Genomic DNA, 20,497 nt, shown 5'->3' with positions numbered 1-20,497 from the left:
AGTGGTGAACGACGCCCGCCGACGACCGGCGCGCGCTCAGGCGGCCTCCGGGCCCCGGAACGCGCGCCGGTAGGCGTTCGGGGTCGTCCCCACCGCGCGGACGAACTGGTGGCGCAGCGCGGCCGCCGTACCGAAACCGGTGCGCGAGGCGATCGCGTCCACGGTCTCGTCCGTGCCCTCCAGCAACTGCTGTGCCAGCAGCACCCGTTGGCGCAGGATCCAGCGGTAGGGAGTGGTCCCGGTCTCCTGCTGGAAGCGCCGGGCGAAGGTGCGCGGCGCCAGGTGGGCGCGGGCGGCGAGCTGCTCGACGGTCACCTCCCGGTCGAGGTGCTCCTCCATCCACACCAGGACCTCGCCGACGGTGTCGCACGGGGCCTTGGGCAGCGGCCGCTCGATGTACTGCGCCTGCCCGCCGTCCCGGTGCGGCGGTACGACCATCCGCCGGGCGATCTTGTTGGCGACCTCAGGTCCCTGTTCCTTGCGCACGATGTGCAGACAGGCGTCGATCCCGGCGGCCGTACCGGCGGAGGTGATGACCGGGTCCTCGTCGACGTAGAGCACGTCCGGCTCGATGATCGCCCGGGGGTTGCGCACCGCCAGCTCCTTGGCCTGCCGCCAGTGCACACTGCACCGCCGCCCGTCGAGCAGCCCGGCCGCGCCGAGCACGAAGACGCCGGAGCACACACTCAGCACCCGGGTGCCCCGCTGCACGGCCCGTACCAGGGCGTCGAGCAGCGCGGGCGGATACTCCCGGGTGACGTAGTCGCTCCCGGCCGGCACCGCGATCAGGTCGGCGTCCTCCAGCCGCTCCAGACCGTACGGCGTCGACACGGTGAGCCCGCCGACATGGGTGCTCAGCGCCTCGCCCTCCGCCGAGACCACGGCGAAGTCGTACACCGGCAGCCCCTCGTCGCTGCGGTCGATGCCGAACACCTCGCACACCACGCCCAGTTCGAAGGGGTGCACGCCGTCCAGCAGTACGGCGGCCACGTTCTTCAGCATGCTGCCAGTGTGCCTCGGAAATGGCAGTAAATCGAGGGTGTACGGCAGTCCTGCCACTCCCGGTAAGGAGCATCCGGCGCGACAGTGGTGACATGAACGGAAACCAGATAGAAGGCCTGATCGGAATGCTCGCCACGCTCGGAATCCTGGTCCTCCTGGTCCTCCCCTCCGTGCTCGGCATCGTGCGCGACAGGCGCATCGACCGCCAGCTCAGGGAGGCCCAGGAGACCCGCGGAGACAGGAGGGATCAGAAGTCCTCGTCCAGGTCGACCGTGCCCTCCACGGCGACCTGGTACGCCGACGGGCGGCGCTCGAAGAAGTTCGTCAGCTCCTGAACGCCCTGCAGCTCCATGAAGGAGAAGGGGTTCTCCGAGCCGTACACCGGAGCGAAGCCGAGGCGGGTGAGGCGCTGGTCGGCGACGCACTCCAGGTACTGCCGCATCGACTCGGTGTTCATGCCCGGCAGGCCGTCGCCGCACAGGTCGCGCCCGAACTGCAGCTCCGCCTCGACGGCCTCCCGGAGCATGTCCGTGACCTGCTGCTGGAGCTGGTCGTCGAAGAGCTCCGGCTCCTCCTTGCGGACAGTGTCGACCACTTCGAAGGCGAAGGACATGTGCATCGTCTCGTCGCGGAACACCCAGTTGGTGCCGGTGGCGAGACCGTGCAGCAGACCCCGGCTGCGGAACCAGTAGACGTACGCGAAGGCGCCGTAGAAGAACAGGCCCTCGATGCACGCGGCGAAGCAGATCAGGTTGAGCAGGAAGCGGCGGCGGTCGGCCTTGGACTCCAGCCGGTCCAGCTTCTCCACCGAGTCCATCCACTTGAAGCAGAACTCGGCCTTCTCGCGGATGGAGGGGATGTTCTCCACGGCCGCGAAGGCGGCGGCGCGGTCCTCCGGGTCGGGGAGGTAGGTGTCCAGGAGCGTCAGATAGAACTGGACGTGCACGGCCTCCTCGAAGAGCTGACGGCTCAGGTACAGCCGCGCCTCCGGGGAGTTGATGTGCTTGTACAGCGTCAGCACCAGGTTGTTCGCGACGATCGAGTCACCCGTCGCGAAGAAGGCCACCAGGCGGCCGATCAGGTGCTGCTCGGCCGGGGTCAGCTTCGCGAGGTCGGCGACGTCCGAGTGGAGGTCGACCTCCTCGACGGTCCAGGTGTTCTTGATGGCGTCCCGGTAGCGCTCGTAGAAGTCCGGGTAGCGCATGGGGCGCAGAGTCAGCTCGAAGCCGGGGTCGAGCAGGTTCTGGTTGCTGGGCATTACTGGCAGGCCTCGCAGGACTCGGGGTTCTCAAGGGAGCAGGCGACGGCGTCGGGGTCGGCCACCTGCTGGACGGGGATGGTGGGCTGCGCCTGTGCCGCGCGGGCGATGCGGGTCGCCGGGCGGGAGCGCAGGTAGTACGTCGTCTTCAGGCCCTGCTTCCAGGCGTACGCGTACATCGAGGAGAGCTTGCCGATGGTCGGCGTCTCCAGGAACAGGTTCAGGGACTGCGACTGGTCCAGGAACGGGGTGCGGGCCGCGGCCATGTCGATCAGGCCGCGCTGCGGGATCTCCCACGCCGTGCGGTACAGCGCCCGGACGTCGGCCGGGATCCACGCGAAGTCCTGCACCGAACCGTTGGACTCGCGCAGCGCCTCACGGGTGCGCGCGTCCCAGACACCGAGGTCCTTGAGGTCCTGCACCAGGTACGAGTTGACCTGCAGGAACTCACCGGACAGCGTCTCGCGCTTGAACAGGTTGGAGACCTGCGGCTCGATGCACTCGTACACGCCCGCGATGGAGGCGATGGTGGCGGTCGGCGCGATCGCGAGGAGGAGCGAGTTGCGCATGCCGACCGCGGCGATCCGCTCGCGCAGGGCCGCCCAGCGCTCCGGCCAGGTCAGCTCGGCGTCGTAGTGGTCGGGGTGCAGAACGCCCTTGGCCGTACGGGTCTTCTCCCAGGCCGGCAGCGGGCCGTTGCGCTCGGCCAGGTCGGCGGAGGCCTCGTACGCGGCGAGCATGATCCGCTCGGCGACACGGGTGGACAGGGCCTTGGCCTCGGCGGAGTCGAAGGGCAGGCGCAGCTTGAAGAAGACGTCCTGCAGACCCATCGCGCCCAGGCCCACCGGACGCCACTTGGCGTTGGAGCGGCCCGCCTGCTCGGTCGGGTAGAAGTTGATGTCGACCACACGGTCGAGGAAGGTGACGGCCGTGCGGACCGTCTCGTCCAGGCGCTCCCAGTCGATGTCCCCGTCGCGCACGAAGGCACCGAGGTTGACCGAACCCAGGTTGCAGACCGCCGTCTCGCCGTCGTCGGTGACCTCCAGGATCTCCGTGCAGAGGTTGGAGGAGTGGACGGTGTGGCCCGGCTCGGCCGTCTGGTTGGCGGTGCGGTTGGCGGCGTCCTTGAAGGTCATCCAGCCGTTGCCGGTCTGCGCGAGGGTGCGCATCATGCGGCCGTACAGGTCGCGGGCCGGGATGGTCTTCTTCGCGAGCCCGTCCGCCTCCGCCTTGCGGTAGGCCGCGTCGAACTCCGCGCCCCAGAGGTCGACCAGTTCCGGCACGTCCGCCGGGGAGAACAGCGACCACTGCTCGTCGGCGTTGACCCGGCGCATGAACTCGTCCGGGATCCAGTGGGCGAGGTTGAGGTTGTGCGTACGGCGGGCGTCCTCACCGGTGTTGTCCCGCAGCTCCAGGAACTCCTCGATGTCGGAGTGCCAGGTCTCCAGGTACACCGCGGCCGCGCCCTTGCGCCGGCCGCCCTGGTTCACGGCCGCCACCGAGGCGTCCAGGGTCTTCAGGAACGGGACGATGCCGTTGGAGTGCCCGTTGGTGCCGCGGATCAGCGAACCGCGGCTGCGGATCCGGGAGTACGACAGACCGATGCCGCCGGCGTGCTTGGAGAGGCGGGCGACCTGGTGGTAGCGGTCGTAGATGGAGTCCAGCTCGTCCAGTGGCGAGTCGAGGAGGTAGCAGGACGACATCTGGGGGTGCCGCGTGCCGGAGTTGAAGAGCGTGGGGGAGGAGGGCAGGTAGTCGAGACGGCTCATGAGCCCGTAGAGCGCCGCTACTTCGTCGACGGACCGGGTGGTGTCGTCCTCGGCCAGACCGCTCGCGACCCGCAGCATGAAGTGCTGGGGCGTCTCGAGCACCCGACGGGTGATCGGGTGCCGGAGCAGATAGCGGCTGTGCAGGGTGCGCAGGCCGAAGTAGCCGAAGCGGTCGTCGCCGGCCGCGTCGATCAGCGTGTCGAGACGCTCGGCGTGCAGTCGTACGAACTCCGCCGTGCGGTCGGCGACCAGGCCCTCGCGGTGGCCCACGGCGACGGACCCGGTGAAGGACGTCACGCCCTGCGAGGCGGCCTCGGCGCGGATCGAGATGGTCAGCAGCCGGGCGGCCAGCCGGGAGTAGGCGGGGTCCTCGGAGATGAGGCCCGCGGCCGCCTCCGTGGCCAGCTCGCGCAACTCCGCCTCGTCGGCCCGGGCGGAGCGGCCCCGCAGCGCGGCCGCGGCGACCCGGCCGGGGTCGGCGTCGGGGAGGTCGGCGGTCAGCTCGGTCAGGGTCCGCAGCAACGCGGCACCGGGACCGTCGGTCTCCACCGGGGCTGCGGTCGCCTGGACGGCTGAAGCCGGGTCGGCTGGCGCGATGGTCACGTGGGGCTCTCCCTCGCTCGGCACGGGGCCTGGCGGAGGGCAGGGGGCAGCACGAGCGCGCACGGCGTCGCGTCCACCGGCCCACTCCACGAGGCCCGGACGTCTGAAGGCACCCGGACCGGACGGCCGGGCGCGCGCTGCCGACAGGTCCTCGGACTGAACAGGCGTGCGGATGCACGCAAGTACACCGTTGCGGGACAGTTCCGGATTCGCACCGGATTCCCCTGCGGCGACAGCGAGGACGAGCATACATCTAGTGCCGGGTCGTGGTGTCACCCCCAGATGTTGTGTCTGTTGCGTGTTGCGGTGGCTTCAGACGGTCAACTCGTGGGTGAGGAGAGTGAGGTCGGCCAGGCGGGAGAGGGGATTCCGGTCCCGCTCGGGTGTGCGGACCGGGGCAGCCGGGTTGCGGGGGCAGCCGTGAGTGATTCCATGGAAGTAGGTGCCGACACCGGCGGGGGTCCTCCGTCCCGAGCCAGCTCTGGGGAGGAGAGCGCACCATGCCGAAGGTCGTCCGTCATCCGCCGGGCAAGGAGCGACCGCCCAACGCACCCATGGCGACACTTCCGTTGAGGGGACTCGGGCGACGGGTCAGACGGGTGTACCTGAGGCGCTGGCACGCCCTGACTGTCCGGTGGGAGGCCCGCCAGGACACCACCCGGCCCAAGAAGTGGCGCAGATGGTTCTCCTACACCAACGCCGTCAGGGTCGTGTGGGCCCTCGCCGCGCTCGCGCTCCTCGCCTGGTTCGTGGAGGGCGTGTACCTCTCGCTCTCGCCGCACAGGAACGAGAAGAACTGGGTCGAGAAATGGATAGCGAGCCCGGGGTTCGACGGCATCTCCCGCGTCCTCGGTCCCGTCCTCGCCGCCTCGCTCGCCGCCGCGTTCTTCCTGTTCGCCTGGTACAGCTGGACCAAGCGCCGCTATCTCGCGAAGGCGCGCCGGCGTCCGCAGGACCTGGTCGTCACCGCCGGGCCGGACATCGCCGAGATCGTCGGCCGGGAGGAGGTCGCCCAGGTCATCGCCCAGCGGCTGCGCGAGCGCGACACCCGCCGCCCGTATCTGCTCGTCGGCGGGATGGGCGTGGGCAAGACCGCCGTCCTGGTGCGGCTCACCGAGATGCTGGCCGCGCAGGGTGCCGTCCCCGTCCCGATCCGGCTGCGCGACGCCACCGGCCCCGACCTGGACTTCGAGCGCATGGCCCAGAAGCGATTCGCCGAGGAGGCGCCCCAGGGCGTCCTGGCGCGCGCCAAGACCGAGCGGGTCTGGCAGCAGCTGCTCGCCGACGACAAGGTGGTCGTCATCGCCGACGGCCTGGAGGAGGCCGTACTCGACGAGGGCCTGCGGGAGGACCGGGACAACATCATCCGCAGGGCCATCGAGCGCGCCCACGGGGAGCGGCTGCCCCTCGTCATCGCCTCCCGGCCGCACAGCCCGCTGGAGAGCACCCCCGCCGCCATCGTGGAGCTGGAACCGCTCAGCGAGGAGGAGGCGCTGCACTTCGTCGAGGCACGCGTGCCGGAGACGGACGAGCGCCGCGTCGACTGGATCGTGGAGACGGCGGAGGTGACCGAGTCCCCCATCTACCTGCAGATCGCCCGGGAGCTGCACCACCACGGCGACCTGGAGCGGGACCGCCGCGACGACCCGCGGCGCCTGGACTCCCGCAGCAGGGACCGCGGCCAACTGCGACTGTGGCTGCTGGAGACCTGGGAGAACTCCCTGCTGGAGGGCCGGCTGCGCGCGGACGTGGCGCTGGAGCCGAGGGAGCGGCGGGACGCCCTGGAGGTGGTCTCCGCCCTGGCCTGTGTGGGACTCCTCCAGGACACGCTGGAGGTCGGCTTCAGGGAGCTGCTGGACAGGGACGTCCACCCCGGCCGGGTCCGGCGGGTGCGGGCCATCGCCGAGCACCTGTGGGAGCAGCGGGACTACGACCGCTACGGCAAGCGCGGCAACGTCTTCTCCGAGTGGCACCGGGAACGGATCTGGAGCCTCCTGTGCGCCGGTATGAGCGATGAGGTGAGCAGAAGGCTGCGGGAGGGGAACCTGGGCCAGTGCCGTGCCGTCCTCGCCCGCTTCGCGAGCCATGCCGACAAACTGAGGCTGGTGGAGGGCTTCGAGCAGAAGGTCCGCTTCCCGCACAGCACCCTCCAGGCCTACTTCGGCTACCGCATGCTCTACCGCCTGGGGGAGCGCGGCGCCGGAGAGCTGGTCGAGCGGGCGCTGCAACCTCCGGGTCCCAGCAGGGAGTTGCTCATCGCCCTGGTGCTGCTGTCCCGCCGGCGGGCGGCGGACCGGTCCGCGAAGGGCGGCAGCGTGACCGCCGAGCTGAAGAAGTGGGAGGAGGAGTTCCGGCGGCAGGCTCCCGTGCGGGGGCGGCCGCTGGCCCACCGGCTGCTGACCGCCGCCGACCGCCGCCCGGCCGACCCGAAGGCGCTCGACCTGTACACGGCGGCCCTGGAGGTCGAGAGCGTGGAGGACGACCCGAGACTGCTCCGCACCATCGTCCGTACGGTGCACCACCGGTGGCGGGGCTTCAAGGGCGACCGGCGCACCCTGGAGGAGGCGAAACTGGGGCTGCTCAAGCAGCTCGGCACGGCGCTGCGGGCCACCTCCCGCAGGATCGACACCACGCCGCTCTACGAGGAACTCTTCGAGATGGGCAAGGAGGAGCCCGCGTACTCCATCCGCCTGGCGGCCGCCCAGGAGTTCGGCAACGGCGGCAATGACGCGTTCGCCGTGGTCCGCCAATGGATCAGCAAGCACACCGACCCCGTGCGGGAGTACAACGACAAGGTCCACGACCTGAAGGCCCGCAAGAGGCAGCTGTGCGAGGAGTGGGCGGCGGAGATCCAGCAGGTGAGAACCGCCCGCGTCGCGTCACGGACCCGGGACCGGCTCGTCGAGCAGCTGACCCGCCGCCGGGAGGCGTTCAACCGGCAGTACCAGCAGAAACGTGTCGTTCTGCTGCGGGAGTTCGTGATGCGGGCCTGGATGATCCCCATGCTGCTGGGCTCCGTCGAGGAGAACCACCGCGACGAGGCCCGGGATCGTCTCACCAAGTGGCTGCGCCACCTCGACCCGCGGCAGACCGGCGGCACCCCCGATCTGCCCCTCGCGCTGGAGACCGCCCTGGCCCAGGGCTTCAAGTACGCGGCCAACCGGCGCAAACGCCACCCGCACACCTATCCGGGCGCCCGCGCCGACCTGATCCGGCAGGCGGAGACCGTACTGCGGCAGAGCCGCTGCTGGTACGCGCAGCTCAACCTGCTCCAGGCGCTGTGCCTGTGGGAACTGCCGGACAGCGGCACGCGCCGGGGGCAGGACGGCCGGCTCGGCGCCGAGCCGGAGAACGACGGGCAGGCGCCGTCCGAGCCGTCCGGAGCGGTCCGCGGGCTGACCGCCGTACAGACCGTGGAACGCTGGCTGTCGATGGCGGGTACGGCCCACCACGCACCCGCCCGGGCCGGTCCCGACGGCGCCTCGGCCCGGGTGCGGCTGCATCCGTTCGTCGCCGAGGCCGGAGATCTGGTGGCCCTCGCCCTGGAGACCAGGCGGCCCGAGCGCTTCGTCTGGATCGACGAGAAGGGCGTTGCCGACAACATCGGCTCCCGCACCACCGCCGCGCAGGGCCACCGCAAGCACCACCTGTGGATCCCGCCCTCGGTCGGCTGGCGCACCCTGGACGGGCGGGCCCAGCGTCTCGTCGCCGACGTGCTGGTGATGCTGAACCTCATCGAACGCGACGGGATCCCCGACGAGGTCGAGGAGCGCCTGGCCCGTGTCGAGCAGCCCGGCATGCCCCTGCCGCCCTGCATCTGCCGGGACCGGGGGGCACTGCGGCCCGCCATGAAGGCCGGTACCGCACGGTCGCCCGCGCCGGGCACCACCTGCCTGCCCGACTGCAAGTTCCAGCTGTGCCCCTACCCTCCGCGCGGCTCGGTGCCCCGGGGCGAGATCCGTGAGCCGTTCTGCCGCCAGCAGCAGGCCCTGCTGCCCGGACGCTTCCGGCGCCGGTTCCCCCGAGGCGTGGCGACCCTGCACCGCAAGACGCCCGGCTGGGTCGGCATGCGCGTGGGCGACCTGGACACCTTCTGGGACGAGATGGCCGGGCGCACGCGCGACTAGGGGGTGTCTTCTGGATCATGCCGACCCGAGAAGACACCCCCTGGAAGGCCGCCCGTGCGCCCGGCCGGGGTTTCGTCAGTGTGCCGACCCCGCCGTGGCCGGCGGCAGCTCCACCTCCACGCCCGGGTCGCCCGCGTCCGCCGTGTAGTCCTCCGGGCGGGTCTCGTCGAGGCCCTCGGGTGCCTTCACGGCCTTCAGGACGAAGGTCAGGACCACCGTGACGACGACGTTCAGGACGAAGGCCGTGAGGCCGATGTAGCCGATCTCGCCGATGCCGGGGATCTCCTTGGCGCTGCCGCCGAAGTGCTTCTGCGTCGGCGAGGCCACCCCGTACGCGGCGAACGTGCCGTACACCATGCCGACCGCCCAGCCGGCGAGCAGCGCCCAGCGGTGGAACCAGCGGGTGAACAGGCCGCCGACCAGGGCCGGGAAGGTCTGCAGGATCCAGATGCCGCCCAGCAGCTGGAAGTTGATGGCGACCGTCTTGTCCATCGTCAGGACGAAGACCAGCGCGCCCACCTTCACCAGCAGCGACACGAGCTTGGAGACGCGGGTCTCCTGCTCGGCCGTGGCGTCGGGGTTGATGAAGTCCTTGTAGATGTTGCGGGTGAAGAGGTTCGCCGCCGCGATGGACATGATGGCCGCGGGCACGAGGGCGCCGATGCCGATCGCCGCGAAGGCCACGCCCGCGAACCAGTCCGGGAACATGTCCTCGAACAGCTGCGGAATCGCCAGCTGCCCGTTGGTGACCTTCACCCCGGCCGCGATCGCCATGAAGCCGAGCAGCGCGAGCAGGCCCAGCATCAGCGAGTACAGCGGCAGGATCGTGGTGTTGCGCCGGATCACCTCACGGCTCCTGGAGGAGAGCGTTGCGGTGATCGAGTGCGGGTACATGAACAGCGCGAGCGCCGAGCCGAGCGCCAGCGTGGCGTACGTCCACTGGCCCGCCGGGGCCGGTACGAGACCGCCCGCACCTGCTGCCGTGTACTTCTCGCTTGCCTTGGCGAAGATGTCGTCGAACCCGCCCAGCTTGATCGGGATGTAGATGATCGCCACCGCGATGACGATGTAGATCAGCGTGTCCTTCACGAACGCGATCAGCGCGGGGGCGCGCAGACCCGACGAGTAGGTGTACGCGGCCAGCACGCCGAAGGCGATGAGCAGCGGCAGGTCCTTCACGAACCAGTTGGTGTTCTCGCCGCCGCCGACGCCCATCACGTCCAGCACCGCCTGGATGCCGACGAGCTGGAGCGCGATGTACGGCATCGTCGCGAGGATGCCGGTGAGCGCCACGGCCAGCGACAGGCCCTTGGAGCCGAAGCGGCCGCGCACGAAGTCCGAGGTCGTCACATAGCCGTGCTTGTGCGAGACCGACCACAGGCGGGGCAGGAACGTGAAGATCAGCGGGTAGACCAGGATCGTGTACGGCACGGCGAAGAAGCCGGCCGCGCCCGCCGCGTAGATCGCCGCCGGTACGGCGACGAAGGTGTACGCCGTGTACAGGTCGCCGCCGAGCAGGAACCAGGTGATCCAGGTGCCGAACGACCGTCCGCCCAGGCCCCATTCGTCCAGCGACTGCTCGTTGTCGGCCCGGCGCCAGCGCGCGGCCAGGAAGCCCATGACCGTGACGGCCAGGAAGAAGAAGATGAAGACGCCGAGTGCGACGCCGTTGACGCCGTCCTTCACTGTGCCGCCCCCTTGCCCTGCGTGGCCCTGCGGGCGCTCTGGTCACGCTGCCACAGCTTGTACGCGAGCATCGTGAGCGCGGTGGAGATCAGCACCCACAGCATCTGGTACCAGTAGAAGAACGGGATCCCGATGAACGCGGGGTCCGTCTTGGCGTACGAGCCCACCCACAGCATCGCCACGAAGGGCACGACCAGACACAGGCCGATGATCACACGGACCGGTGTCACGACCGGCGGTCTCACTTCAGGCGTTTCGGACATGACACGGCTCCGTCCCCTCGCTGATCACCTGTGTAATGCGCAGGCAATCTAGGTGACGGTGTCGTGGCAGCGGAAGACCTCGTCCGTATATCGGTATGTCGATTTGGGGGTTGAGGTGTGAAGACCTCAACTCCCGTCAGTCCTGCGGGCGCTTGAGCCTCGCGACGAACTTGTACCGGTCGCCCCGGTAGACGGAGCGCACCCACTCCACCGGCTTGCCCTCGCGGTCCAGGGAGTGGCGGGAGAGCATCAGCATCGGCAGGCCCACGTCGGTGCCGAGCAGGCCCGCCTCGCGCGGGGTGGCCAGGGAGGTCTCGATGGTCTCCTCGGCCTCGGCGAGATGGACGTCGTAGACCTCGGCGAGCGCGGTGTAGAGGGACGTGTACTTCACCAGCGAGCGTCTGAGGGCCGGGAACCGCTTGGCCGACAGATGGGTGGTCTCGATCGCCATCGGCTCGCCGTTGGCCATGCGCAGCCGCTCGATGCGCAGCACGCGTCCGCCGGCCGTTATGTCGAGCAGCTCGGCGAGCCGGTCGTCGGCCGTGATGTACCCGATGTCCAGCAGCTGCGAGGTGGGCTCCAGGCCCTGGGCGCGCATGTCCTCCGTGTACGAGGTGAGTTGCAGCGCCTGCGAGACCTTCGGCTTGGCGACGAAGGTGCCCTTGCCCTGGATGCGTTCGAGGCGGCCCTCGACGACCAGCTCCTGCAGGGCCTGGCGGACGGTGGTGCGGGAGGTGTCGAACTCGGCCGCCAGCGTGCGCTCGGGCGGGACCGGCGTGCCGGGCGCCTGCGTCTCCGTCATGTCGAGCAGGTGCTTCTTCAAGCGGTAGTACTTGGGCACACGCGCGGTACGGACCGTCCCGGCCTCGTTCTCCGCACTGCCGACGTCGGTGCTCATGCTCTGCCTTCCCGGCTCCTGATGCCGAAATCGACCGACATCCCATCGGCCACGGCTCACATCGTGGCACGGCTACGGGTGTCAGGGCTCCACCCGCACGGTCCGTGATCTCCTCTATATACCGGCGCACCCGCTGTTGGTCTAGTCCAACGAGCGCTAGATCCCCTGCCAGTCCGGCTTGTTCACGTAGGTGTGCCGGAAGTAGTCGGCCAGCTTGAGCTTGGACGCGGCGCCCTCGTCCACGACCACCGTGGCGTGCGGGTGCAGCTGGAGCGCGGAGGCCGGGCAGACGGCCGCGACCGGGCCCTCGACGGTCGCGGCGACCGCGTCCGCCTTGCCCTCGCCGGTCGCGAGCAGCACCAGGTGCCGGGCCTCCAGGATGGTGCCGATGCCCTGGGTGATCACGTGGTGCGGCACCTGCTCGATGTCGCCGTCGAAGAAGCGCGCGTTGTCGATCCGGGTCTGCTCGGTCAGCGTCTTGATCCGGGTGCGCGAGGCGAGCGAGGAGCACGGCTCGTTGAACCCGATGTGCCCGTCCGTCCCGATCCCCAGCAGCTGCAGGTCCACGCCGCCGGCCTCGGCGAGCGCCCTGTCGTAGGTCCGGCACGCCGCCTGGACGTCCTCGGCCGTGCCGTCCGGCCCCATGAACGCGTCCATACCTATGCCGAGCGGCTCCAGCACCTCCCGGCGCAGCACCGAGCGGTAGGACTCGGGGTGCTCGGCGGGCAGCCCCACGTACTCGTCGAGCTGGGCTATGCGGGCCCGCGCGGTGTCCACGGCGCCGGAGCGCACCTTGGCCGTCAGCGCCTGGTAGATGGGCAGCGGAGTCGAGCCGGTGGCCACACCGAGCAGGGCGTCGGGCTTGCGCCGCAGCAGCTGGGCCATGGCCTCGGCGATCAGCTCGCCGCCCGCCGCCGCGTCCGGAACGATGACAACTTCCACGCTGGGCCTGCCGTTCTGAAGAGAGCCTGGAGATCTGGGGAGAGGTCAGAGCAAAAGTCTCTATGTGGTGTAGACCAATCTAACAGAATCGGACTCCCGGGCCCAGGTAGGACGTCTGCTGCATCAGCGCCCCCGGGTCACGTCAGTGAGCCCCCTGTCACGTCCACCCAGCTCCCCGTCACCCACCGCCCGCCGTCCGACACGAGGAACGCCACCACGTCCGCCACGTCGGCCGGCGCACCCACCCGGCCGAGCGCCGATATGGCCGCGGCCTGTGCCCAGCCGTCCGGTGTCCCGTGCAGGAACCCGGCCGTGTTGTCCGTGTCGATGATGCCCGGTGCCACCGAGTTCACCGTGATGCCGCGGGCGCCCAGCACCTTCGACAGGTCGCGGGTGAAGACGTCCAGCGCGCCCTTCGTCATCGCGTAGGCCACCTTGTCCGGCATGGCCGCGGTCCGGGCCAGCCCCGACGAGATGTTGATGACCCGCCCCCCGTCCCGCAGGCGCGACAGGCCCTGTCTGACGAGGAAGAACGGCGCCTTCACATTGACCGCGAAGACCCGCTCGTACTCCTCCTCGGTGATCTCGCCGATCGGCGACGCCGTACCGATCCCGGCGTTGTTCACCAGGATGTCCAGCCCGTCCGCCTGTCGGTCGAACTCCTCCCACAGCCGCTCGGCGTCCCCCGGCATGCCCAGCTCCACCCCGATCGCGAACGCCGAACCGCCCGCCGCCTCGATCGCGGCCACCGTCTCCTTGGCGGCCGCCTCATTACTGCCGTAGTGCACCGCCACCCGCGCCCCGTCGCGCCCCAGCCGCTCGGCGATGCCCCGCCCGATGCCCCGGCTCGCCCCCGTGACCAGCGCCGTCTTCCCCGTGAGCACACCCATGTCCGCCACCCCTCCGTATTTGTCTAGCGGTCGCTACAGAAAAACCGTACAACACTCCGCCGACATTTCTCTAGGGGGCGCTATAAAATGCACTCCATGGTGACCAGCGAGGACACGAACGCGCAGGCCAGGACCGCCCGGACGCGCGGGCGCCCGCGCTCCTTCGACCGCGCCACCGCGCTGGAGAAGGCGCTCATGGCCTTCTGGGAGCACGGCTACGAGGCCACCTCCGTCTCCGATCTCACCCGGATCATGGGCATCGGCGCCCCGAGTCTCTACGCGGCCTTCGGTGACAAGCGCACCCTGTTCGAGGAGGTCGTGCGGGTCTACGCCGACACCCACGGCGCCTTCGGGGACCGCGCCCTCGCCGAGGAACCCACCGCCCGCGCCGCCGTCGAACGGACGCTGCGGGAGGCCGCCGCCGAGTACACCGACCCCGCCCACCCCTACGGCTGCCTGGTCGTCCACGCGGCCACCAACTGCACCAGCCCCGAGGTCGAGCAGCTGCTGCGGGAGCGGCGCAACGCGGGCATCGCCACCGTCGAGTCCCGGATCCGGGCCGACGTGGCCGCGGGGCGGCTGCCGGCCGGCACCGACGCCGTGGCGCTCGCGCGGCACACCGGAGCGATGATCCAGGGCATGTCCCAGCAGGCCCGGGACGGGGCGAGCCGGGCGGAGCTGGAGGCGCTGGCGGAAATTGCCATGGCCATCTGGCCCCGCGGCTGACCCGGGCGGGCTAGGCTGCGTGGCATCGCGTGCCAGCAGACCTCAACGCATACCCCCGCACGCATGGACACGCCATTGTGGTCTAGTCCAGAATGCGTAGGGGAGAATCGTAGGGAAAACTGAACAGCTTCCGTCTTCCCCGCACAGGAGGACGGACGAGGAACCGGAGCTCTCTGCCCTGACTGCCCCGGCTCCTCGACCTTCGGCCGAATGGGACCGCACACCCCGCGGCCGATGATGCTCCGGGCTGCGGTGCCGGGTGGGTTGAGGGTCCCTCCCAGGCGCCGCGGCCCGCGGGTGTTTTTTCGGCCATCGCGAGGCCCCAGGTACGCTCACAACGTGCCCTCCATGAACGAACTCGTACGCCAGCACACGGCCCTCGGTGACTCCGACCTCGAGTGGCTCCACCTGCTGGTCTCGGAGTGGCAGCTGCTCTCCGACCTCTCCTTCGCCGACCTGGTCCTGTGGGTCCCCACCCGCGACGGCACCCGGTACGTCTCGGTCGCCCAGATGCGCCCCAACACCGGCCCGACCTCCTACCAGGACGACATGGTCGGCCATCTGGTCCCGCGCGGCCGGCGGCCCATGCTGGACGTGGCGCTGGACGAGGGCCGGATCGTGCGCGAGGGCGACCCGGAATGGCGCGAAGAGGTCCCCGTCCGGGTCGAGTCGATCCCCGTACGGCGCGAGGGCCGCGTCCTCGGCGTCATCGCCCGCAACACCAACCTGCTGACCGTCCGCACCCCGAGCCGCCTCGAGCTGACCTACCTCCAGAGCGCCTCGGACCTCGCGCAGATGATCGCGGCGGGCTCCTTCCCCTTCCCCGGCCAGCAGGTCGACATGGACGCCTCCCCGCGTGTCGGCGACGGCCTGATCCGGCTGGACGCGGACGGCATCGTCCAGTACGCCTCCCCGAACGCCCTCTCCGCCTTCCACCGTATGGGCCTCGCCGCCGACCTGGTCGGACAGCATCTGGGGCAGACCACGGCCGAACTCGCCCCGACCCGGGGCCCGGTGGACGAGGCGCTCGCCAAGGTGGCGAGCGGCTGGGCACCGCGCGAGTTCGAGATCGAGGCGAACGACGGGGTGATCCAGTTCCGGGCCATTCCGCTCAAGCCCAAGGGCACCCGCATCGGCTCCCTGGTGCTGCTCCGGGACGTCACCGAACTCCGGCGCCGCGAGCGTGAGTTGATCACCAAGGACGCGACCATCCGGGAGATCCACCACCGGGTGAAGAACAACCTGCAGACCGTCGCGGCACTGCTGCGGCTGCAGGCCCGGCGCATCGATTCCGAGCGCGGCCGGGAGGCCCTGGAGGAGGCCGTACGACGGGTCGGCTCGATCGCGATCGTGCACGAGACGCTCTCCCAGAACCTGGACGAGCGGGTGGAGTTCGACGACATCGCCGACCGGGTCCTCGCGATGGTCGCCGAGATCTCGCCGGGCAAGGTGACCGGCCGGCGCAGCGGACGCTTCGGGATCCTCGACGCCGAGGTCGCCACCCCGCTGTCGATGGTTCTCACCGAGATCCTGCAGAACGCCCTGGAGCACGGCTTCCGCGAGGGTGACACCGGCACGGTCGAGGTCTCCGCGGTCCGCGGCGGCACCACCAAGGAGGCCCGCCTCCTCGTCACCGTCCAGGACGACGGCGTCGGCCTGCCCGAGGGCTTCGACCCGCAGACGGCGGGCAACCTGGGTCTGCAGATCGTACGGACGCTGGTGGAGGGCGAGTTGGGCGGCACCTTCGACATGGTCCCGGCGCCGGAGCGGGGGACCCAGGTGATACTCGACATCCCGGTGCGGGCGCAGAAGTAGGAAGCGCCCGGGGCGCCGGACGGAAGGCGCCCCGAACAGCATTGAGCCCCGGGCCACTTGGTGGTCCGGGGCTTAAGCTCGTTGCTGCTCTGCTTGTCGCTAAGCGCATCGGGGGTACTGCGCGCTGCGGCTCGGGGGCGGGAGATGCGTACTCGCTGTACGCGCCGCCAAGCTCAGGCTGTCAGCAGGGGTGGGACTGTCAGGCGGAGGCCTGACGGGCCCGGTTGCGGGCGGCGCGGCGCTTCATGGCGCGGCGCTCGTCCTCGCTGAGACCACCCCAGACGCCGGAGTCCTGGCCGGACTCGAGCGCCCACTGCAGGCACTGCTCCATGACGGGGCAGCGACGGCAGACGGCCTTGGCTTCCTCGATCTGCAGCAGCGCAGGACCGGTGTTGCCGATGGGGAAGAAGAGCTCGGGGTCTTCCTCGCGGCAAACGGCGTTGTGACGCCAGTCCATGGCTGCTACCTCTCCTTGGTATTACGTGCAAGTTGCTTGTGAATGTGAACGCTTTCACGAATCCCTCAACAAGTGAAGGGCCGACCGCCGAGTCTTCCCCGGCGTGGTCCTTGGTTTGAAGAGGGGTTCCGGCGATCAGTGGAGGCCGGTGTTGCGGGCCGTCCCGATCGCCACGTAGAGACTCGCAAACCTCAGCGGCGGATACAACCCCTTCCGGAAAGTTTTTTTTGATTCCTCGGTGTCGACTGGGTCACAGCCGTACTTCCATGGGGTGGATCCTGGCCTAAACGTTCGAGTGAAAGGACTTTGGCCCGTTCCGCTCACACAATCACACGCAGTGCGCGGCGTACGCCTGTGAACGTCACGCTCGTACGCAGTCCGAGGTGGTCGCCGTCCATCTGAAGGGGGAGGGGGGCCTTCGAATGCAAGGTGAACTGGTCCAGGTCGTGCAGCGACACCGCATGCCTGCCATGGGGTCCCCGCTCGGGGGACGAAGTGAGCAACTGGGTGCCATATCGGGCAACCGCGGCCGTCGACAGACGGCTGAGACCGAGCACGTCGATGCCCGTATCGAACGACGCCTTAGGTGACGTGTACATCGGGCGATTGCCGAGATACGTCCAAGGGGACGTGTTCGAGACTATGGCGACAACAAGATCCTTGACCGCGTCGGCGTCGGGCCGCTCCAGGGTGATCGCGCCGTGCCGGCGGTGCTGCTCGCCGAGGAACTGCCGGACCACCTGCCGCACGTACAGCCCGTGGGTCGACTTCTTGCCGCGCTCGCGCTGCTGCTCCACCCGGCCGACCACGCCCGCGTCGAAACCCAGTCCGGCGTTGAAGGTGAACCAGCGGTCCGGCACCGCCTCGTCGTCGGTGCCGGGCGTGCCCGAGGTCAGGCCGAGCCCGACCACCCGCTCGGTTCCGTCGCGCAGCGCGTCCAGCAGGGCGCCGGTGGCCTCGACGGGGTCGTTGGGCAGGCCCAGGGCGCGGGCGAAGACGTTGGTGGAGCCGCCGGGGACCACGGCCAGGCCCGGCAGACGGTCCAGGTCGGGGCCGGCGTGCAGGAGGCCGTTGACGACCTCGTTGACGGTGCCGTCGCCGCCGAGGGCCACGACCAGGTCGATGTCGTCGCTCTCCGCGGCCTGCCGGCCCAGGTCGCGCGCATGGCCGCGGTACTCGGTGGTGACCGCCTCCAGCTTCATCTCGCTGGCGAGCGCATGGATCAGGACGTCACGCCTGCGTGCGCTTGTGGTGGTTGCCGCCGGATTGACCACGAGAAGTGCACGCATGGATGGCAGCGTACCTACTGGGGGGTACCCGGCCCAGACCGAGGTAGGGATCCGGTAAGAGACCGGGGCGTGAGCCTGGACACTTCACGCTGGCCGCGGCCAGTCGCCGCCGGGGGGGCGGGCCGACTTTCAGGTGCGGGTCCGTTGTGGCTGGTCGCGCCCACGCGGCGGAGCCGCATATCGATACGGCCCCGCGCCCCTGGGAGTTGCAGTGCCGGCGCCAGTGAGCGACCGCGGCCCCGCCCGCGAGTAGTCCTCGGAGCGCGACGGCTACCCTGCTGGGGTGAGCAGTGAGCAGAAATCCGCCCCCGAAACGGCCGAAGCCGCCGAGCCGCGTCCGCGTCGGCTGACGTACGCGGCGGTGCTGGCCGCGCTGGAGGGCGCAGCCCTGGTGATCGGCGGCGTCTGGATCCTCGTCCTCGGACTCACGGGCGACCCCGACGACCGGCAGCAGGCCGTGACCGGCGGGATCACCCTGGTGGTGCTCGCGCTGCTGCCGCTGCTCGCCGCGCGCGGTCTGCTGCTCAGGCGCAGCTGGAGCCGTGGCCCCGCCGTGATCACGCAGATCATGGCGCTTCCGGTGGCCTACAACCTGCTCAAGGCCGACAGCATGGCCATCCCGGGCGGTATCGCCCTGGCCGTCGTGGCCGTCGCCGCGCTGGTGCTGCTGGTGAACCCGGCGACGACCCAGGCCCTCGGGATCAAGGGACCGGGCCGGGCCGAATAGGGCTCACTCCTCGACCAGCAGCTTCTCGCGCAGCTGGGCGAGGGTCCGGGCGAGCAGCCGGGAGACGTGCATCTGGGAGATGCCGACCTCCTGCGCGATCTGCGACTGGGTCATGTTCCCGAAGAAGCGCAGCAGCAGGATCCGCTTCTCGCGCGGCGGCAGGTCCTCCAGCAGCGGCTTGAGGGACTCGCGGTACTCCACGCCCTCCAGCGCCTCGTCCTCGGCGCCGAGGGTGTCGGCGACCGCCGGGGACTCGTCGTCGGTGTCGGGGACGTCCAGGGACAGCGTGGAGTACGCGTTGGCGGACTCCAGGCCCTCCAGGACCTCCTCCTCGGAGATGGCGAGCTTCTCGGCCAGCTCGTGGACCGTGGGGGAGCGCCCGTGCTGCTGGGACAGCTCGGCCGTCGCCGTCGTCAGCGCGAGACGCAGCTCCTGCAGCCTGCGCGGCACGCGGACCGCCCAGCCCTTGTCGCGGAAGTGCCGCTTGATCTCGCCGACGACGGTCGGGGTGGCGTACGTGGAGAACTCCACGCCGCGCTCCGGGTCGAAGCGGTCGACCGACTTGATCAGGCCGATCGTGGCGACCTGGGTGAGGTCGTCGAGCGGCTCGCCGCGGTTGCGGAAGCGGCGGGCCAGGTGCTCCACGAGCGGCAGGTGCATACGGACCAGCTGGTTGCGCAGCTCCGCGTACTCCGGGCTGCCCTGATTCAGCTTGCGCAGCTCGACGAACATCGCACGCGCCCCGCTGCGGTCCTGGGGGTCGTGCCGGGTGGCCTGCACGGCCTCCGCGCCCAGCGCGGCGTCCTCGGCGTATCGCTCGTGCTCGCTCATCGTCCCGCCCGTAGCCCTTCCCCGAGCCCTCGCCTCCGCGTGGGCGGCGGATCCGATCCCGCCTCCCTGCGAAGACGCGCTCTGCATGGCACCGTCGCTGCCGGCCTCAGCGGAGTCCTCCTCCGGGTGCGGCCTGGCCTGCTCGGGGATGCCGTCGATGCCGTCCGCCATGCGTCGGGAACCGTCCGTGGGGCCTGCGTCCCCCGTCGGCAGCTCCCGTGTGCCGCGCTCTTCGTCCCGCACCGGCCCGTCCCCGTTCCTCACGCCGGCCCGGGGCCCGCGCCGCGCTGTTTGTAGAGGCTGATCGACACGGTTTTGTCCTCGTCGACGGCGGACGAGACCTTGCCCGCGAGGGCCGAGAGCACCGTCCAGGCGAAGGTGTCCCGCGAGGGGGCGTGGCCGTCGGTGGTCGGCGCCGACACCGTGACCTCCAGCGAGTCGTCGACGAGCCGGAAGACGCAGCTGAGCACGGAGCCGGGCACGGCCTGCTGCAGCAGGATCGCGCAGGCCTCGTCCACGGCGATGCGCAGGTCCTCGATCTCGTCCAGGGTGAAGTCCAAGCGGGCGGCGAGACCGGCCGTGGCCGTCCGCAGCACCGACAGGTAGGCACCCGCAGCCGGCAGCCGGACTTCCACGAAGTCCTGGGTCGCGGGCTCGCCTGCGATCTGGGACACCCTCACCTCCATGGTGGTACAAGCTTTACGGGGCCGAGGGTCGCCCCCCGGGGTAACGGATACGTGGTTCCGCGGTGACGCTATCGCGCTCCGAACGGTCCTGTCCCCGGGACCCCAACCCCCTGGCGTCACTCACAGTAAAGCTGTGGATACGCTCCGTGTCTAGAGGGTTTGCGGGCCCAAATGGGAAGAGCGCGCGCCGGGTTGACGTACCCCGGTGTCAGACGCTCGAACCGTCGACCGCCGCGGCCGTATGCCGTGTCAGTGAAGTGTCACACGAGAACGTGGTCGACGAAGCACCACCGCCAGTCCTCACCGGGTTCGAAAGTCCGCATCACCGGGTGACCTGACGTCTCGTGGTGCTCCGTCGCGTGTCTGCCGGGTGAGGAGTCGCAGCAGCCGACGTGGCCACAGGACAGGCAGAGCCGCAGCTGCACCGGATGCGTCCCGCGCGCGAGACACTCCGGGCAGGTCTCGCTCAGCGCCTCCGGCTCCGGGTGCGGCAGCGCGTCGGCGTGCGTGCACTGTTTCATGATTGCC

General features: G+C 70.1%; 17 protein-coding genes and 1 riboswitch. Of the genes, 4 read left to right on the top strand and 13 right to left on the bottom strand.

The window, feature by feature from the left end; all coding sequences use genetic code 11:
* Positions 1-36: 36 nt before the first annotated feature.
* The 3 genes from CRP49_RS06190 to CRP49_RS06180 form a co-directional block, all read right to left on the bottom strand.
* Positions 37-1,002: a helix-turn-helix domain-containing protein gene (locus CRP49_RS06190; protein WP_097252493.1), complete on the bottom strand. Its 966-nt coding sequence runs from the start codon at positions 1,000-1,002 to the stop codon at positions 37-39.
* 247 nt (positions 1,003-1,249) lie between these two features.
* Complete coding sequence (locus tag CRP49_RS06185; RefSeq protein WP_097252492.1) at positions 1,250-2,260, bottom strand: ribonucleotide-diphosphate reductase subunit beta; 1,011 nt, start codon at positions 2,258-2,260, stop codon at positions 1,250-1,252.
* A complete protein-coding gene (locus CRP49_RS06180) occupies positions 2,260-4,632 on the bottom strand; it encodes a ribonucleoside-diphosphate reductase subunit alpha (RefSeq protein ID WP_097252491.1) in 2,373 nt (790 codons plus the stop codon). The genes CRP49_RS06185 and CRP49_RS06180 overlap by 1 nt, the downstream gene beginning before the upstream one ends.
* Positions 4,633-4,756: 124 nt before the next feature.
* Positions 4,757-4,894, bottom strand: a riboswitch (cobalamin riboswitch).
* A gap of 238 nt (positions 4,895-5,132) precedes the next feature.
* On the opposite strand from CRP49_RS06180, the gene CRP49_RS06175 reads away from it, so the two are divergent.
* A complete protein-coding gene (locus CRP49_RS06175; protein WP_097252490.1) occupies positions 5,133-8,759 on the top strand; it encodes an NACHT domain-containing protein in 3,627 nt (1,208 codons plus the stop codon).
* A gap of 75 nt (positions 8,760-8,834) precedes the next feature.
* Here the strand turns inward: CRP49_RS06175 and mctP are convergent, their stop codons facing one another.
* The 5 genes from mctP to CRP49_RS06150 form a co-directional block, all read right to left on the bottom strand.
* Entirely contained in the window at positions 8,835-10,445 is a 1,611-nt protein-coding gene (gene mctP, locus CRP49_RS06170) for a monocarboxylate uptake permease MctP (protein ID WP_097252489.1), read from the bottom strand.
* Positions 10,442-10,708, bottom strand: coding sequence for a DUF3311 domain-containing protein (locus CRP49_RS06165; RefSeq protein WP_097252488.1), 267 nt, complete (start codon positions 10,706-10,708; stop codon positions 10,442-10,444). Before CRP49_RS06165 ends, mctP begins: the two co-directional genes overlap by 4 nt.
* A gap of 136 nt (positions 10,709-10,844) precedes the next feature.
* On the bottom strand, positions 10,845-11,606 hold the full coding sequence (locus tag CRP49_RS06160) for a GntR family transcriptional regulator (protein ID WP_094216194.1): 762 nt from the start codon (positions 11,604-11,606) through the stop codon (positions 10,845-10,847).
* Between the two features lie 156 nt (positions 11,607-11,762).
* Positions 11,763-12,548, bottom strand: coding sequence for a glucosamine-6-phosphate deaminase (nagB, locus tag CRP49_RS06155; RefSeq protein WP_094216193.1), 786 nt, complete (start codon positions 12,546-12,548; stop codon positions 11,763-11,765).
* 137 nt (positions 12,549-12,685) lie between these two features.
* The gene (locus CRP49_RS06150) at positions 12,686-13,438 is read right to left on the bottom strand and encodes an SDR family oxidoreductase (protein ID WP_097252487.1); all 753 of its coding nucleotides are present in this window, start codon (positions 13,436-13,438) and stop codon (positions 12,686-12,688) included.
* Between the two features lie 96 nt (positions 13,439-13,534).
* Here CRP49_RS06150 and CRP49_RS06145 point away from each other — a divergent pair, with 96 nt between their 5' ends.
* Together CRP49_RS06145 and CRP49_RS06140 are read left to right on the top strand one after the other, a co-directional pair.
* Positions 13,535-14,164, top strand: coding sequence for a TetR/AcrR family transcriptional regulator (locus tag CRP49_RS06145; RefSeq protein WP_094216252.1), 630 nt, complete (start codon positions 13,535-13,537; stop codon positions 14,162-14,164).
* Between the two features lie 348 nt (positions 14,165-14,512).
* Positions 14,513-15,979 (top strand): sensor histidine kinase, encoded by a 1,467-nt coding sequence (locus tag CRP49_RS06140; protein ID WP_097252486.1) that lies wholly within the window; start codon positions 14,513-14,515, stop codon positions 15,977-15,979.
* 199 nt (positions 15,980-16,178) lie between these two features.
* On the opposite strand, the gene CRP49_RS06135 is transcribed toward CRP49_RS06140, so the two are convergent.
* Complete coding sequence (locus CRP49_RS06135) at positions 16,179-16,436, bottom strand: WhiB family transcriptional regulator (RefSeq protein WP_016639615.1); 258 nt, start codon at positions 16,434-16,436, stop codon at positions 16,179-16,181.
* A 320-nt stretch (positions 16,437-16,756) separates the two neighbouring features.
* Positions 16,757-17,725, bottom strand: coding sequence for a diacylglycerol kinase family protein (locus CRP49_RS06130; RefSeq protein ID WP_097252485.1), 969 nt, complete (start codon positions 17,723-17,725; stop codon positions 16,757-16,759).
* A 283-nt stretch (positions 17,726-18,008) separates the two neighbouring features.
* Here CRP49_RS06130 and CRP49_RS06125 point away from each other — a divergent pair, with 283 nt between their 5' ends.
* The gene (locus CRP49_RS06125) at positions 18,009-18,452 is read left to right on the top strand and encodes a hypothetical protein (protein WP_097252484.1); all 444 of its coding nucleotides are present in this window, start codon (positions 18,009-18,011) and stop codon (positions 18,450-18,452) included.
* 3 nt (positions 18,453-18,455) lie between these two features.
* Here the strand turns inward: CRP49_RS06125 and CRP49_RS06120 are convergent, their stop codons facing one another.
* The 3 genes from CRP49_RS06120 to CRP49_RS06110 form a co-directional block, all read right to left on the bottom strand.
* Positions 18,456-19,547 (bottom strand): RNA polymerase sigma factor SigF, encoded by a 1,092-nt coding sequence (locus CRP49_RS06120; protein WP_097252483.1) that lies wholly within the window; start codon positions 19,545-19,547, stop codon positions 18,456-18,458.
* Positions 19,544-19,957 carry an anti-sigma regulatory factor gene (locus tag CRP49_RS06115; RefSeq protein WP_004925829.1) on the bottom strand — a complete coding sequence of 138 codons (414 nt, stop codon included), beginning with the start codon at positions 19,955-19,957 and terminating at the stop codon, positions 19,544-19,546. The genes CRP49_RS06120 and CRP49_RS06115 overlap by 4 nt, the downstream gene beginning before the upstream one ends.
* 272 nt (positions 19,958-20,229) lie before the next feature.
* Entirely contained in the window at positions 20,230-20,490 is a 261-nt protein-coding gene (locus CRP49_RS06110) for a UBP-type zinc finger domain-containing protein (RefSeq protein WP_094216187.1), read from the bottom strand.
* Positions 20,491-20,497: the final 7 nt, after the last annotated feature.

Source organism: Streptomyces sp. Ag109_G2-15 (assembly GCF_900215565.1).
Taxonomy (GTDB): Bacteria; Actinomycetota; Actinomycetes; order Streptomycetales; family Streptomycetaceae; genus Streptomyces; species Streptomyces diastatochromogenes.
The sequence above is the reverse complement of the archived record's forward strand: the minus strand, read 5'-3'. Positions and strand labels throughout refer to the sequence as shown.

What these genes read in the sequence shown, in the direction of transcription:
- CRP49_RS06110 (WP_094216187.1), bottom strand. Translation starts at nt 20,490, where the DNA reads ATGAAACAGTGCACGCACGCCGACGCGCTGCCGCACCCGGAGCCGGAG.
- CRP49_RS06160 (WP_094216194.1), bottom strand. Translation starts at nt 11,606, where the DNA reads ATGAGCACCGACGTCGGCAGTGCGGAGAACGAGGCCGGGACGGTCCGT.
- CRP49_RS06175 (WP_097252490.1), top strand. Translation starts at nt 5,133, where the DNA reads ATGCCGAAGGTCGTCCGTCATCCGCCGGGCAAGGAGCGACCGCCCAAC.
- CRP49_RS06165 (WP_097252488.1), bottom strand. Translation starts at nt 10,708, where the DNA reads ATGTCCGAAACGCCTGAAGTGAGACCGCCGGTCGTGACACCGGTCCGT.
- CRP49_RS06150 (WP_097252487.1), bottom strand. Translation starts at nt 13,438, where the DNA reads ATGGGTGTGCTCACGGGGAAGACGGCGCTGGTCACGGGGGCGAGCCGG.
- CRP49_RS06190 (WP_097252493.1), bottom strand. Translation starts at nt 1,002, where the DNA reads ATGCTGAAGAACGTGGCCGCCGTACTGCTGGACGGCGTGCACCCCTTC.
- CRP49_RS06185 (WP_097252492.1), bottom strand. Translation starts at nt 2,260, where the DNA reads ATGCCCAGCAACCAGAACCTGCTCGACCCCGGCTTCGAGCTGACTCTG.
- CRP49_RS06145 (WP_094216252.1), top strand. Translation starts at nt 13,535, where the DNA reads ATGGTGACCAGCGAGGACACGAACGCGCAGGCCAGGACCGCCCGGACG.
- CRP49_RS06140 (WP_097252486.1), top strand. Translation starts at nt 14,513, where the DNA reads ATGAACGAACTCGTACGCCAGCACACGGCCCTCGGTGACTCCGACCTC.
- CRP49_RS06130 (WP_097252485.1), bottom strand. Translation starts at nt 17,725, where the DNA reads ATGCGTGCACTTCTCGTGGTCAATCCGGCGGCAACCACCACAAGCGCA.
- CRP49_RS06135 (WP_016639615.1), bottom strand. Translation starts at nt 16,436, where the DNA reads ATGGACTGGCGTCACAACGCCGTTTGCCGCGAGGAAGACCCCGAGCTC.